The sequence below is a fragment of the Acinetobacter sp. GSS19 genome (genome assembly GCF_028621895.1).
Classification (GTDB): domain Bacteria; phylum Pseudomonadota; class Gammaproteobacteria; order Pseudomonadales; family Moraxellaceae; genus Acinetobacter.
Genome location: NZ_CP117520.1, coordinates 1,410,479 through 1,425,015 on the forward strand (window position 1 = coordinate 1,410,479; position 14,537 = coordinate 1,425,015).

14 protein-coding genes and 3 tRNA genes are annotated in these 14,537 nt (G+C 43.5%); 9 read left to right on the top strand and 8 right to left on the bottom strand.

Annotated features, from left to right (window positions below; translation table 11 throughout):
• Positions 1–14 precede the first annotated feature (14 nt).
• Entirely contained in the window at positions 15–1,895 is a 1,881-nt protein-coding gene (gene mnmG / locus PGW99_RS06770) for a tRNA uridine-5-carboxymethylaminomethyl(34) synthesis enzyme MnmG (protein ID WP_273776823.1), read from the bottom strand.
• A gap of 255 nt (positions 1,896–2,150) precedes the next feature.
• On the opposite strand from mnmG, the gene PGW99_RS06775 reads away from it, so the two are divergent.
• The 7 genes from PGW99_RS06775 to gloB all read left to right on the top strand — a co-directional run bounded on the left by PGW99_RS06775 (position 2,151) and on the right by gloB (position 9,043).
• Positions 2,151–2,495 carry a hypothetical protein gene (locus PGW99_RS06775; protein ID WP_273776824.1) on the top strand — a complete coding sequence of 115 codons (345 nt, stop codon included), beginning with the start codon at positions 2,151–2,153 and terminating at the stop codon, positions 2,493–2,495.
• A gap of 235 nt (positions 2,496–2,730) precedes the next feature.
• Entirely contained in the window at positions 2,731–3,633 is a 903-nt protein-coding gene (gene prmA, locus PGW99_RS06780) for a 50S ribosomal protein L11 methyltransferase (RefSeq protein ID WP_273776825.1), read from the top strand.
• Between the two features lie 17 nt (positions 3,634–3,650).
• Positions 3,651–4,502, top strand: a complete 852-nt coding sequence (locus PGW99_RS06785; protein ID WP_273776826.1) for a DUF3426 domain-containing protein — start codon at positions 3,651–3,653, stop codon at positions 4,500–4,502.
• Between the two features lie 367 nt (positions 4,503–4,869).
• Complete coding sequence (fis, locus tag PGW99_RS06790) at positions 4,870–5,139, top strand: DNA-binding transcriptional regulator Fis (protein WP_005014868.1); 270 nt, start codon at positions 4,870–4,872, stop codon at positions 5,137–5,139.
• Between the two features lie 73 nt (positions 5,140–5,212).
• Positions 5,213–6,787 (top strand): bifunctional phosphoribosylaminoimidazolecarboxamide formyltransferase/IMP cyclohydrolase, encoded by a 1,575-nt coding sequence (gene purH, locus PGW99_RS06795; RefSeq protein ID WP_273776827.1) that lies wholly within the window; start codon positions 5,213–5,215, stop codon positions 6,785–6,787.
• 113 nt (positions 6,788–6,900) lie between these two features.
• Positions 6,901–8,187 carry a phosphoribosylamine--glycine ligase gene (purD, locus tag PGW99_RS06800; protein ID WP_273776828.1) on the top strand — a complete coding sequence of 429 codons (1,287 nt, stop codon included), beginning with the start codon at positions 6,901–6,903 and terminating at the stop codon, positions 8,185–8,187.
• A 124-nt stretch (positions 8,188–8,311) separates the two neighbouring features.
• The gene (gene gloB / locus PGW99_RS06805; protein WP_273776829.1) at positions 8,312–9,043 is read left to right on the top strand and encodes a hydroxyacylglutathione hydrolase; all 732 of its coding nucleotides are present in this window, start codon (positions 8,312–8,314) and stop codon (positions 9,041–9,043) included.
• On the opposite strand, the gene PGW99_RS06810 is transcribed toward gloB, so the two are convergent.
• The gene (locus tag PGW99_RS06810) at positions 9,040–9,324 is read right to left on the bottom strand and encodes a hypothetical protein (RefSeq protein ID WP_273776830.1); all 285 of its coding nucleotides are present in this window, start codon (positions 9,322–9,324) and stop codon (positions 9,040–9,042) included. The genes gloB and PGW99_RS06810 overlap by 4 nt on opposite strands.
• A gap of 34 nt (positions 9,325–9,358) precedes the next feature.
• Positions 9,359–9,919, bottom strand: coding sequence for a hypothetical protein (locus PGW99_RS06815; protein WP_273776831.1), 561 nt, complete (start codon positions 9,917–9,919; stop codon positions 9,359–9,361).
• A 496-nt stretch (positions 9,920–10,415) separates the two neighbouring features.
• Between PGW99_RS06815 and PGW99_RS06820 the strand changes: the two genes are divergently transcribed.
• Entirely contained in the window at positions 10,416–10,619 is a 204-nt protein-coding gene (locus PGW99_RS06820) for a hypothetical protein (RefSeq protein WP_000758190.1), read from the top strand.
• 150 nt (positions 10,620–10,769) lie between these two features.
• Here PGW99_RS06820 and PGW99_RS06825 read toward each other — a convergent pair.
• The 5 genes from PGW99_RS06825 to PGW99_RS06845 all read right to left on the bottom strand — a co-directional run bounded on the left by PGW99_RS06825 (position 10,770) and on the right by PGW99_RS06845 (position 13,494).
• Positions 10,770–10,854 (bottom strand) — tRNA-Leu (locus PGW99_RS06825).
• A 28-nt stretch (positions 10,855–10,882) separates the two neighbouring features.
• A tRNA-Trp gene (locus tag PGW99_RS06830) sits at positions 10,883–10,956 on the bottom strand.
• 39 nt (positions 10,957–10,995) lie between these two features.
• Positions 10,996–11,080, bottom strand: a tRNA-Leu gene (locus PGW99_RS06835).
• A gap of 91 nt (positions 11,081–11,171) precedes the next feature.
• Positions 11,172–11,999, bottom strand: a complete 828-nt coding sequence (locus PGW99_RS06840) for a serine/threonine protein kinase (RefSeq protein ID WP_273776832.1) — start codon at positions 11,997–11,999, stop codon at positions 11,172–11,174.
• On the bottom strand, positions 11,986–13,494 hold the full coding sequence (locus PGW99_RS06845) for a DUF3336 domain-containing protein (protein WP_273776833.1): 1,509 nt from the start codon (positions 13,492–13,494) through the stop codon (positions 11,986–11,988). Before PGW99_RS06845 ends, PGW99_RS06840 begins: the two co-directional genes overlap by 14 nt.
• Before the next feature lie 173 nt (positions 13,495–13,667).
• Here PGW99_RS06845 and PGW99_RS06850 point away from each other — a divergent pair, with 173 nt between their 5' ends.
• Positions 13,668–14,537, top strand: coding sequence for an ATP-binding protein (locus tag PGW99_RS06850; RefSeq protein WP_273776834.1), 870 nt, complete (start codon positions 13,668–13,670; stop codon positions 14,535–14,537).

A 14,537-nucleotide genomic window follows, 5' to 3' on the forward strand; every position in this document is an offset into this window, starting at 1 on the left:
ATTAGCTGAAAGTATCAAGCTGATTTGCGTGTGCCAGCATTTTTACGAATGGTAATTAACACCAACTGCACTGCTGCTGGCGTCACACCCGGGATACGGCCCGCTTGTGCCAGCGTATCAGGACGTACGGTTTTCAGCTTTTGGGTAATTTCACGTGACAAACCAGAAACCGCATCATAATCAAAATCAACAGGAATTTTGGTCTCTTCCAGTCGTTTCATTTGGGCTACGTCTTCATGCTGACGGTTAATATAACCTTCATATTTCACAGCAATCTCGATCTGGTCACCCACTTGTGCAGAAACCTCTGAACCCGTTAGCTCAGCAATTTGCTGGAAGTTAATATTCGGACGCTTCAATAGATCAATTGCAGAGCACTCTTTCGATAAATCTGCGCCGGTCATTTCCACAAACTTTTTGCCCATTGGGTTGTTCGGTGCTGCCCATAGATCTTTCAAACGCGCCGTTTCACGCTCTACTGCGTCCATTTTTTCACAATACGCTGCCCAGCGTACATCATCCACCAGACCTAGTTCACGGCCAATTGGCGTCAAGCGTTGGTCTGCATTGTCTTCACGCAACATCAAGCGATATTCTGCACGTGAGGTAAACATACGATACGGTTCTTTAGTACCCAACGTGATCAGGTCATCCACCAGCACCCCGATGTAAGCTTCATCGCGTTTTGGTGTCCATTCTGACTGATCCCAGGCACGACGTGCAGCATTCAAACCTGCGAGCAGGCCTTGTGCACCGGCTTCTTCATAACCGGTTGTCCCATTAATCTGTCCGGCAAAATACAGGTTATTAATGGCCTTCGTTTCCAAGGTATATTTCAAGGACTGCGGGTTAAAGTAGTCATATTCAATGGCATAACCCGGACGCAAAATATGCGCATTTTCCATCCCGCGAATCGAACGAACCAATTCAAATTGCACATCAAAAGGTAACGAGGTTGAAATCCCGTTCGGATACAGCTCATGGGTATCTAGACCTTCCGGCTCCAAAAACACCTGATGTGAGTCTTTATCGGCAAAACGGTGAATTTTGTCTTCAATCGAAGGACAATAGCGAGGCCCTACACCTTCAATCACACCAGTATACATTGGAGAACGATCCAGACCTGCACGAATGATGTCATGTGTTTTTTCATTGGTATGGGTGATGTAGCAGTTGACCTGCTCAGGATGCATCGACACATCGCCCATAAATGACATCACTGGAGAAGGAAAATCTCCCGGTTGTGCGGTCATCACCGAAAAATCAACGCTGCGTGCATCAATACGTGGCGGTGTACCGGTTTTTAAACGACCGACGGGTAATTGCAGTTCGCGTAAGCGGTGCGCCAAAGCAATCGACGGTGGATCACCCGCACGACCACCGGAAGCATTTTGCAAACCAATATGAATCACGCCACCCAAGAAGGTTCCCGCAGTTAAAACCACGGTCTTGGCATCAAAACGGATGCCCATCTGGGTCACAACGCCTTTAACGGTATCCCCTTCTACAATCAGGTCATCAGCAGCTTGCTGAAAAATGTCCAGATTGGCCTGATTCTCTAGCGTATATCGAATCGCTGCCTTATAACGTACACGGTCGGCTTGAGCACGTGTTGCACGAACTGCCGCACCTTTACGCGAATTGAGAATACGGAACTGAATCCCGCCTTTATCGGCTGCCAGTGCCATCGCACCACCCAAGGCATCAATTTCACGAACCAGATGCGACTTACCAATACCACCAATCGCCGGGTTACAGCTCATCTGCCCTAAAGTCTCAATATTGTGCGTAAGAAGTAACGTCTGTCGACCCATACGCGCCGCAGCGAGCGCTGCTTCCGTACCCGCGTGACCGCCACCGATCACAATGACATCGTAAACTTTAGGATAATGCATAGTGGTAATTGAGAGATAAAAAAGGATGACTGAGTATTATAGCAAAATTTGCCTTTAAGTTGACAAATTGAGTCGATTTTCTTGTTATAGCCGAGCGCTACGCGCGCCTGTGCGTTAGAGATAAAAATAACTATTTTTTGCAGATCGACAGCAAAAAGACACCAAACGGCTGCATAACTTACGTGATTAAAACTGTCTTATTCTGATTATTTTTTATGCTGATACTGATGTGAATAACAAAATAAGGAAACAACGATGAATAAGAAACTCCTCCTCTCAGTGCTTTTCTGCAGTTTTTGTCTTAGTCCTTTGGTACAAGCGAATGATAAAGTTGAAAAAATCTATGATGCTCAGCTCTATCAAAAGGTATGTAAGGGCAAGGCTCAAGGCACTGAAGTCAGCTTTGCTCATCGTGGCATCATCTGGAATGGCACCTGTGAACCACAGTTTTTCCCTAAACAAAGCCGAGACATTATGGGCAATGAACGTGAGCTCTTTACCACCTGTGCCGGTACACACACCGCAATGAGTGCCAATATCAATGGTGCTGAAGTACGAGGAAAATGCGCTTTAGGTTTTACTCCCCCGCAACCGAAGTAATTTCTGATTGACTTAACTTTATCTCTACCAAAGAGTCGCGTATGCGGCTCTTTTCATTTGGCGTGGGTTATTTTATTCAGAATGATCACCTCATCTCAAAATGGTGTTCACTCTTAGATTGACATACAAATTCCATCGGCCAGAAAACAATCCAGATAAAAACTCATTTTCTGGTAGGCAGCTAAACGGAATCCATTACAATACTGTCTTTACGAAAACGAATTAGGTTAATGCCGTGAAGTGGTTACAAATTCATATTACTGTTGATCAAGAACAAGTTGATTTTACTGAAACCTTACTGCTGTCTTTGGGTGCCGTCAGTGTGACGCTTGATGACGCAGAAGATCAGGCCTTGCTCGAACCACTTCCAGGTGAAACTCCATTATGGAATAAAGTGATTGTAACCGGCATCTACCAGGATGATGAAAACGATCCGATTGATGCCGCTAAGCTTGAAGCGTTTATTCGCGCACAAATGCCAGATGCACCCATCCGCTCTGAAGAACTCGAAGATCAGGCTTGGGAACGTGCATGGATGGATTATTATGAACCAATCCAGATTTCAGAAAAATTCTGGATTGTGCCGGAATGGCTCGAACCACCTGAAGCCGATGCCATCAATATTAAACTGGATCCAGGTTTAGCTTTTGGTACCGGTAACCATGCCAGTACCTTCCTTTGTCTACAATGGTTAGGTAAAACAGACCTGAAAGACAAAATTGTCATCGATTATGGCTGTGGTTCAGGCATTTTGGGCGTAGCAGCACTTTTATTAGGTGCTAAAAAGGTCTATGCCACCGACATCGATCCACAAGCCGTTCTCGCGACTCAACAAAATGCTGAACTGAATGGAGTCAACGATCGCTTGTTTGTTGGGTTACCTGAAGAATTCAACACCGCTTTCCAAGGTCAGCAAGCAGACATTCTGGTTGCCAACATTTTGGCAGGCCCACTAATGGCACTTGCGCCAGAGTTCTCAACTTTAATTAAATCTGCTGGAGAGTTCGCACTTGCCGGTGTAATTGAAGAGCAAGTTACTGAAGTTTCTCGTGTTTATTCAGAATTTTTTGATATATTAGAGATCGAAAAACGCGAAGAAAACTGGTGCCGCATTTCAGGAAAGCGCCAGTCGAATTAAACGAGTAAAAAGATCCTATGAGTGACAAACAAACCCGCTGCCCGAAGTGTTCAACTGTCTATAACGTTACGTTGACCCAGCTCACTGCTGCGCAGGGTATGGTTTGTTGTCCCAAATGCTCACAAAATTTTAATGCCCTAACCCATCTGGTTCAGCATGATACAGCTGAAATTTTGGCAAGTAACACGCCAGTGGCAGCAGCACTTGCCGGTTTCAATACCAATCCCTCACAGTCTCGCCTGCTCGATATTTTTAACCGCAAAATCGAAAACTCGAATATCGATTTACAAACTTATTTGAACAACCTGAACTATTTCACCAGTGAACCGCTAAGCACATTCTCTGGCTTGAACCTCTCCAATACGGAACGTGTCGTGAGTCATGAACAGGACAAACCGCGTGGTTGGGGATATTATGTTCTTTGGGGCAGCGTCAATATCGTGCTGCTTTTTGTCCTGATGTTTCAGGTGCTGTGGTTTAATCCTAAATTACTCAACAACAGTCCGATGCTCAGTACAGTGTTTAGCCCTGTCTGTCAGGCACTAAAATGTAATACCTTGCAGCAGGAATACAACCTAATCGCTATTAATAAGCTAAAAGTCAAACGTACTGGCAAGGATAAAACCCAATTTAGTGGTGTCCTGCTCAATCAGCACGAGTCAAGTCTATTGCTTCCAAACTTAAAAATCACCCTGCATGCCGATGGCGAAGAAGTTGCCATTTATACATTGAACTCACGTGAATATCTCATCAAGAGTTTGCAAGGCATCCAGCGTATTCCGCATGATCGCCCGTTCAAATTTGAATTTACCTTGCCGGTTGAACGAAAAAGCTTTGACAATTACAGCCTAGAAATTGTAGCTCCGTAACGTCTAAAAAAAAGTGAAAAAAAATGCAGTTTAATTGCTCACTTTTTCTTAGACAATGGTATCATACGCGCCACGAAAAGCTTAGTGCTGCAAACTCCTCACATTCATCCAAAACAAATATAGTCCTTGATCATGTGCTTTATTCACGTAATGCGCATCAGGCTAATCTTTGTTTTTGAAGTTTAGGCTGTAACAAAACTTAAATTATTGTTACGCTTATTTTTCGCTCAAATTGAAGAGTTGTGGCAAGCTAATTGTTCTAGTTTTAGAGCCCGCCGTTTTAGGATCTAAAACGGAGCTCGACCCTTTTAGACCATATGTACATATCATTTTACTCAAGTGATATTTGATTTTCGGATTAACTCGCATGAATAGCAAATCTCCTATTTTTACTGCACAATCTGATGTTGCGCTTCGTATCCACGTGGATCGCGCGGTTCGCCATTATTTTGCGTCATTGCAAGGTGAACAACCATCTCAGGTTTATGACATGGTGCTAGCAGAAATGGAGAAACCTCTTTTATCTGTGGTCTTAGAATACACTCGCGGCAACCAGACTCGCGCAGCTGAAATCCTTGGACTCAACCGTGGTACTTTGCGTAAAAAGTTAAAAGCTCACGGTTTAATGAGTGAGTAAGATGCTAAAATGCTCACGTCTTCGTGGGCATTTTTTATGCCTATTTGTTTTTTAATCTGTAGACTTCAAAATCATGACTATTAAGCGCGCTCTGATCTCTGTTTCAGACAAAACTGGAATCGTTGAATTTGCTCAAAATCTAGCGAATTTGGGGGTAGAACTTCTTTCTACTGGTGGTACTTACAAGTTGCTCAAAGACAACAATATCCCCGTAGTAGAAGTTTCTGAACATACTGGCTTTCCAGAAATGATGGACGGCCGTGTAAAAACACTTCATCCGAAAATTCATGGTGGCATCCTGGCTCGTCGCGGTCTAGACGAAGCGGTCATGCAAGAACACAACATTGATCCAATTGATCTCGTGGTTGTGAATCTTTATCCATTTGCTGCCACAGTTGCTAAACCAAACTGCTCCCTTGCAGATGCCATTGAAAACATCGACATCGGTGGTCCAACCATGGTACGTGCTGCTGCGAAAAACCACGCGTCTGTAGGTATCGTGGTGAATGCATCGGATTACGACACAGTGATTGCTGAACTGAAAGCGAATGGTGGTTTGTCGTATGAAACCCGTTTTGACTTGGCAGTAAAAGCATTTGAACACACGGCACAATATGATGGCATGATTGCTTCTTACCTCGGTGCACGTGTAGGCAAAGCTGAAGGTGAAGCCGACAAATTCGCGCGTACTTTCAATACCCAATTGGTAAAAGCACAAGACTTGCGTTACGGTGAAAACCCACACCAAGCAGCCGCTTTCTATGTCGATCCAGCAGCAAAAGAAGCTTCTGTTTCAACAGCAAAACAGTTACAAGGCAAAGAATTGTCTTATAACAACATCGCGGACACCGATGCAGCGCTTGAATGTGTCAAATCATTCGCAAAACCGGCTTGTGTTATTGTTAAACATGCCAACCCATGTGGTGTTGCAGTTTCTCTTGATGGTATCCAAGCCGCTTACGACTTAGCGTATGCAACAGATCCTGAATCTGCATTCGGTGGCATCATTGCATTCAACCGTGAACTTGACGTTGCGACTGCACAAGCGATTGTTGACCGTCAATTCGTTGAAGTAATTATTGCACCAAGTATCGCTGAAGGCGTTCTAGAAGTGACTGGCGCGAAGAAAAATGTTCGCGTACTGGTTTGCGGTGAACTTCCAGCGATTGATGCACGTGCTGCACAGCTTGACTACAAACGCGTAAACGGCGGTCTATTGGTACAAGACCAAGATTTAGGCATGATCAGCAAAGATGACCTGAAAGTAGTGACTAAAATCGCACCGACTGAACAGGAAATTGACGACCTGATCTTTGCCTGGAAAGTAGCAAAATATGTGAAGTCAAACGCGATTGTGTATGCGAAAAACCGTCAAACAATTGGTGTGGGCGCAGGCCAAATGAGCCGCGTGAACTCTGCGCGTATTGCTGCGATCAAAGCTGAACATGCAGGTTTGGTCGTTGAAGGTGCAGTAATGGCATCGGATGCATTCTTTCCATTCCGTGATGGTATTGATAACGCAGCCAAAGCAGGTATCAAATGCATTATCCAGCCAGGTGGCTCGATGCGTGATGAAGAAGTAATCGCAGCAGCCGATGAACATGGTATCGCAATGGTGTTCACGGGTATGCGTCATTTCCGTCACTAAGACTGATATGAAGCATCCTGCTTTATTCAATATAGATTTCTAAATCTTGCATAAAGTCCTCTGCCCAAAGCTTGAGGACTTTATGTCATTTTCGATTCATGGAGTATGAACCGATGAATATTTTAGTTTTGGGTAGTGGCGGCCGTGAACATGCTTTGGCATGGAAAATCGCGCAAGATGACAAAGTCAGCAAAATTTTCGTTGCTCCGGGAAATGCCGGGACAGCGACAGAAAACAAGTGTGAAAATGTCAATCTTGATATTCTGGATAACCCAGCGATTATTTCTTTTGCCAAAGCCAATAACGTGGATTTGGTGGTGGTCGGCCCAGAAGCTCCACTGGTCAATGGTGTAGTCGATGCAGGACGTGCAGCCGGTCTCAAAATTTGGGGCCCAACTCAGTATGCCGCACAGCTTGAAGGCTCGAAAGCGTTTGCCAAGCACTTCTTGAAGCGCCACAACATTCCAACTGCGTTTTATGACGTGTTTACCGAAGTCGATGCAGCAAAAGCGTATGTTGAAAAAAATGGCGCACCGATTGTCATCAAGGCAGATGGCCTTGCAGCGGGTAAAGGCGTGATCGTAGCCATGACCAATCAGGAAGCCTTTGATGCGATTGATGACATGCTCGCTGGCAACAAGTTTGGTGATGCGGGTTCACGTGTGGTGATCGAGCAATTCCTTGCCGGTGAAGAAGCCTCTTTCATTTGCATGATTGATGGCAAAAATATTCTGCCAATGGCGACTTCTCAAGACCACAAACGTATTTTTGAAGGCGACCAAGGTCCAAATACTGGCGGTATGGGTGCTTATTCCCCTGCACCGGTGGTAACACCTGACGTATTCGACAAAGTGATGGCTGAAGTGATGCGTCCAACTGTAGACGGTATGGCAGCTGATGGCCACGTTTACACCGGTTTCCTTTATGCAGGCCTGATGATTGACGAACAAGGTCAGCCACGCGTCATCGAATTCAACTGCCGTTTTGGTGATCCGGAAACCCAGCCAATCATGATGCGTCTCAAATCATCACTGGTGGATCTGGTTGAAGCGGGTATTGCAGGCAATCTGCCAGCACAAGCTGAATGGGATGAGCGCAAGACTGTCGGCATCGTACTCGCTTCAGAAGGTTACCCTGAAACTGCACGCAAAGGCGATGTGATCTCTGGTTTAGACACAGAAATGACCGATGCCAAAGTATTTCATGCAGGCACAACAACCAATGCTAATGGCGACGTAATCACTGCCGGTGGTCGCGTGCTCTGTGTGACTGCAATCGGCAATAGCATTGGCGAAGCTCAAGCAAAAGCTTTGGAGTTATGTCAAAAAGTGACGTTTGATGGCATGCAATACCGCAAAGACATCGGTTACCGTGCGATTGCACGCGAACAGCAAGCCTAATTAAGCTGAACAAAAAAACCCTCTTCGGAGGGTTTTTTATGATTACCGCCATTTCACCTCCCGCCACTCGATACTTTAAATTACTGTTAAGATAAAGACGAAATGAACCGAATAAGGAATTCGTATGACCTATCAAGTGCATGTAATTGATGTCAAAAATAACCAACAAAACTACATCTGGCTGATTGAAGATACACACACCCAAGAAGCTGTGGTGATTGACCCCACAGAAGCAGCACTGGTCACCGATTTCTGCCAACAACATCATTTACAATTAAAACAGATCTGGATCACTCACTGGCATAAGGATCATATTGGCGGTATTCCAGCTTTAATTACAGAACAAAACATTCCGGTATATGGTCCACGTGAAGAACTCAGTAAAATCCCATTTATTCGTCATGCCTTACAGCATGAGGATCAATTCCATTTTAACCAACTTGAAATTGATGTGATTGCCACACCAGGACACACCTTAGGCCATATTTGTTATTTCATTGATGCCATAGATGCCTTATTTTGTGGGGATACTTTGTTTGCTATGGGTTGTGGTCGCTTGTTTGAAGGCACAGCAGAACAAATGTATCACTCCCTTAACCGACTCGCAGCACTCCCACCACGCACCCGTGTGTATTGCACACACGAATACACGCTAGCAAACGCGGAGTTTGCACTCACGATTGAGCCAGACAATATCGAGTTGCAACAGCGTATGCAGCAGGTAAAACAATTACGCAACAAAGACCAGATCACTCTACCTTCCAGTATTGAATTAGAATTAGAAACAAACCCTTTTCTACGTGCAGAAAATGTAGCTGAGTTTGCTAGAATCCGTCTCTTGAAAGATAACTTTTAAAGCGAATCGCCCTGATCTTGACATTGACGTTGATATTCTTCGAGTTGCTCAGCTGTCACCACCTGCAAATAGCGCGTCTGATCAACCCGAACCAATTGTAAATGGTTTAAAGCAGGTTGATGCAAACGCGCACTCCCAAACGGGGTGTAACACACCTCACTTTGACTGGAAAACTCAAGCCAATCTTCATGCCCCATCAACACAGCAACCGCTTCCAACCCTTGCTGCTGAAGTTGCTGAAGCTGTTGCTGTACTAAAGTTGCAATCGCCAGTTGCTGCATGATCTCACCTGACCAAATAACCCTTTTTCTCATTTTACAGACTATTTTTGGTTTTCTGTTGCTCTAATTGCGCAAATTGCTTTTCCATCTGCCGAAAAGCATCTTGAAAACCCATCAGAGAAACTTGCTGATCAATATCTTCAAATTGATGGGTTTGCTGGAAACGCATATAGACATAATAACCGCGCTTAAACTGCTCAATTAACTGCAAAGCATTACGAAATGAGCCATCTTGAGTATATATCACAGGATGTTGATCTACACGCAAAGCTGTTTTAGGACTTTTACTCGGTTGATTACCGATGACCACACTATAGTCATGATTCAAACGGATTACAGTGATATTGTCTTTTTGCAAAGTACAAATCTTCGCCTGATCAAACACCTTAATCCAACAGCGAACATTCCAGCTCGAACGTGCCACTATTCGATTTTCCAACTGACTAATTTCTTCATGATTTTTTGAGTATTCAACTACCCGAATCAAATCAGCAAGACGATCATCAGAGTAGTAAGATTTATTAGCAGCAAATACTGAATGAGATAAAATCAGAGATAGTATGGTTACCCCAGCTCCTAAAAATTTATTAAACATTTTTCACGCATTATTTCCTTATAGTGATATTATTTTATCATTACAAAAAAACACAATAAAACCACAGAATTAACCTTAAAATGCACTGGATTATACTTTTATTAATTTTTGCCAAATATATCACAATAAATTTTATATTTATTACAAATTGTTACATATCAATTAACATACTCTCAAGTCAAATTTATGACAAATCGTTTCCAAAATATACGATTAAATATTCTTGTAGATTTTTAAAATTTCCCATATAAATCACCCTAAATCTTAAATAAGCTCTTTATTTATATTCAGTTTCTAACTAAATCAATCAAAACAAATCAATCAAAATCCCAAAGCAAGCTCAAAGAGTGCATTCCCAAGCCATCACCTAAAATACGAATATTGGCTAGAAATTCATCAAAAACTCATCTATAAGTTAAAGCTCTACAATTTCACCCTTTAAAAAATCAATCGATATCCCTATTAAAGAATCTAGAGATTAATAAGGAGTTTGCTCGTGAAAAAAGTGGTTAAAGCAAAGAACTTGATCGCCTTTAGAATTTGGTTAGAAAAGTTGGGTTACTCAGTTAAAAATTTGGCTGACGGTAAAGGTTTCACCTTTAGCTTTAAAAAAGAATATGGTCTGGTTACCTGTGATTTAGCTGGTAATGCACTCGCGATGCAACTCGGGGAAGAATTCGAAGACCATTTAAAAGCTTAATGATCATAATAGCTTCTAGCTTATCTCACTGAAAGCACAAGAAACTCAAAAGGCATCTATACGGAAATAGATACCTTTTCTTGTTTTTATCATCATATAAAAATTTAGACATAAAAAAACCAGATGTTTAACATCTGGTTTTTTTGAATATGGTGGGGGCGAAGAGACTCGAACTCTTACACCTTGCGGCGCTGGAACCTAAATCCAGTGCGTCTACCAATTTCGCCACGCCCCCGATTTTTTATATCCTTCGGTAGGATATTTGGCAGAGGATCAAGGATTCGAACCTTGACGAACGGTTTTGGAGACCGTCATGCTACCATTACACCAATCCTCTATAACTTTATACCAAGCTTTAATGCTACTTAGTTTAAAGTGGTGGGGGCGAAGAGACTCGAACTCTTACACCTTGCGGCGCTGGAACCTAAATCCAGTGCGTCTACCAATTTCGCCACGCCCCCCGATGGCTGTGTATATTATAGAGATCACTCCAACATGACAAGAACTTTTTATCAAAAAACCACACAGATGATTAAATAACAATCAAAACAATCAGTTATGATCATTTTTTAGCAAATTTATACCTGTAAGTACCTGTTTTACCTGCCCTACATGAGTAAAACGTTGCTGCAAAGACTTTGCCACCAATCCTTGTAAAACAGGTTCAAAAACTCTGAATGCTAATGGCAGTTCAACTTTTAAACGCTGACAGTGCAATACCGCCCATTGCTGATAAGAACGTGCAGCAAAACGTTGCTGGGTGAGCCATTCATAAAGAATGATTCCGAACGCATACAAATCCGATTGTTGTGATTTTGGCTGTGCATGGAAAAGCTCCGGTGCCATATAGCGCGGTGTTGCACTCAACGCAGCAGAGATAGGACGACCATCTAAAGGATGAGCTTGCTCAAAATCCAGTAATTTCAGCTGTCCCTGATAATCCACAAAATGCTCAGCTTTAAGATCCCCATGAATCCAGCCCACTTGATGAAATGCTTCAAGACTATCAAGACATTCACGGATAATCGCTGCAATTTGTTGTACACTTAATTCTGCAGGGTTTGACCAGTAAGATTGAGCATGAGGCAGTAGCAACAGCGGACTTGAAGTCCTATCGGATAGCCACGCCAAATCTGCAGGACTTAACAGTTGAAAAGGCATCAGAAAATCAGCAAGCGATGCACCAAATCTTTGATAGAACGCCAATTCCTGCTGAAAAGATTGTGCACACTCAGCATTGCCATCCAACACATGGAGTTTCAGCCAATAACTTTTGTCACCCTGCTGCAAACAATAAAGTCGGCGCCCTAGTACCCTGCTGTTTTCCTTGGTCAGTAAGTTGACTTGGCGAACCGGCTGACTCGGATCAAATCGCAACATCAGAAGTTTCTTTTACCGCATATTTCTGGTGAAAACGTAATAAATCTAAACAGTGCTGAATTGTCTTGCCAATACGAGCATGCGTTTCAATGGTCGAAATTTTTGGCCAGGTGGCGCGTTCACCTTCACGCTGCAACAATCGGAATAAATGCGGGCGTGGGTTTTGCAGCATATAGCTGTAGTGTCGCCAGTTATATTTTCCCACGATATTCACATCCCCATAGTAACGCTGGTCAATAATGCCATAGCCGTGATCAAGCAAGCGGCGAATCGGTGGAATTCGGCCCATACGTTCACGTGTGAAATCCATCAGTTCCATCGCCATGACTTTGCTTTGATGACGAACGATTCGTTCAGGCATACTCAAGACATCCTTACGATAACGCTCTTCATCCGTTTGCATAAACGGGACGACGTGCGGATTCACCTGACTTGCAATGGTGTAATTGATATTGTACAGACGAGCCATTTTTTCCTGCGGAAAATCACTGCGCACACTGCCATCCACCCAACGTGTATTCGCCATATAAGGCGTATGTACCCCATCATAGCGTTTACTGGTTAAACGTACCGGTGGAAATAGAATCGGCACCGCACAGGAGGCCAGTACAGCACTCCACACCAGCAGATTCGGAGAAGTAAATTTATTCAGGATCCGTGCATCATGAACAGAATCATAAGGTGCAACAGCAATATTCACATGCAAACCGGAACGTTTATAAGCTTCCTCAAAACTCAGATCCCCCAGATTTTCTACCAAGAATTTTTTTAGGTATTTGACATCCGCAATACCTCCATTGCCTTTGAGCATCTCACTCAGGGTACGGAAATGGAAAGCATCACTAAAAAAGTGATCGCCTTGCAGAATATTCATGGCTTCACCATGCGCTGCAGTGCCCATCATTGCCGCCATGATGGCACCGGCACTAGAACCTGACAGCACTTTAGGCATAAGATCTTGTTCCATCAGTGCCTTACAAACACCGCTATGGAACAGGCCTAATGTGGCTCCACCCGAAAACATCAAAGCGGGCTGCCCATAAGCACGCTGGCAGTTTTCAAAAAAATCGATTCTTTCCTGCACAGACATGCCATTGCAGTTAGACGAAACCAGGTAATACAGACTATGGCTCACCTCTTCGACGTAGTCTTCAATAATTTTTTTTGTCCCGACGTAAGTTGCGGTAAACAGCATGGGATGACCGATATTGGCAATATCATAAGTCAGACCTTCACGCAGGATATAGATCAGATCGACGATGCGGTCTTGAGTGCGGTATTTTTTCAGTAGATTCAGACGATGAGAAATCAGCTCGGCATCAAAGTACTCGGAGGTATTGTCATATTTCCATTCTTGCGCACCACTTTCTTCATCGAGTTTTAAAGCAATACTTTTCCATTCTTCATAGCTTTCCGCCCGCTCTAATTGCCGTTTTAATTTTTTCATTCGATAGGCCTGATGCGGGTTAAGCTCACTGGTAAAGTTTTTAAACATGACCTGCCTCTATGTTTTGCGATCACACGTCCGGTACTGTGTCCACTATGCGCAGTAATATTCCCTCAATCAAGTGCAAAAACTTTTAAATTTACGCCAAGTTACACGGTACGCTGTTACATTTTTTACGGCAATGCTACTATCCGTGCAGGGTTCAACAATATACATCAATTATGGCTACTCTTGATTTACCTGAAAACATTCTCGGTGCGTTGGCGACGGTATTGCAACAATTACAACAGGTGTTACCGGAGCCCAAACAAGCCACCGATTTTTCTGCACCCGCCTTTAAATGGCAAGACCGCCAGCTCAAAGCGATTCAGCAACCTAAAGCCGTTTATCTTGACGACTTAAAAGGCATCGAAAAACAAAAAGAAAAAGTCATCCAAAATACCTTGCAGTTTTTGCAGGGTTTGCCAGCCAATGATGTTTTATTGACAGGTTCACGCGGTACCGGGAAATCCTCAATTGTTCGTGCACTATTGACTGCCTTTCAGGATCAAGGCTTGCGTCTGATTGAAATTGAACGTGACGATCTCAAGGATTTACCCGAAATTCAAAAACTGATTGCAGACCGTCCTGAGAAATTTATTGTGTATTGCGACGATTTAGCATTTAACGCGGAAGATGAAAACTACCGTAGCCTGAAAAGTGTACTTGATGGTTCGCTACAGTCTGGCTCTAGCAATTTTATTATTTATGCGACCAGTAACCGACGTCACCTGTTACCTGAATTTATGCATGAAAATACCCCGATCACCAAGGTAGATGTTCCGCAATATGTTGAATTGCATCCCCAGGAAGCTATCGAAGAAAAGATTTCGCTCTCCGACCGTTTTGGCCTATGGTTGTCTTTTTATCCTATGGATCAAAATCTGTATCTGGAAATTGTCGAGCACTATTTAGCAAAAGCCCAGATGCCCTTTAACACAGAAGCCCGTGCAGAAAGCTTACGCTGGTGTCAGTCACGCGGACAACGTTCGGGGCGTTCCGCCTATCAATTTTCCAAGCATTGGATCGGCTCACAGCAGCTCAAGCGCTAA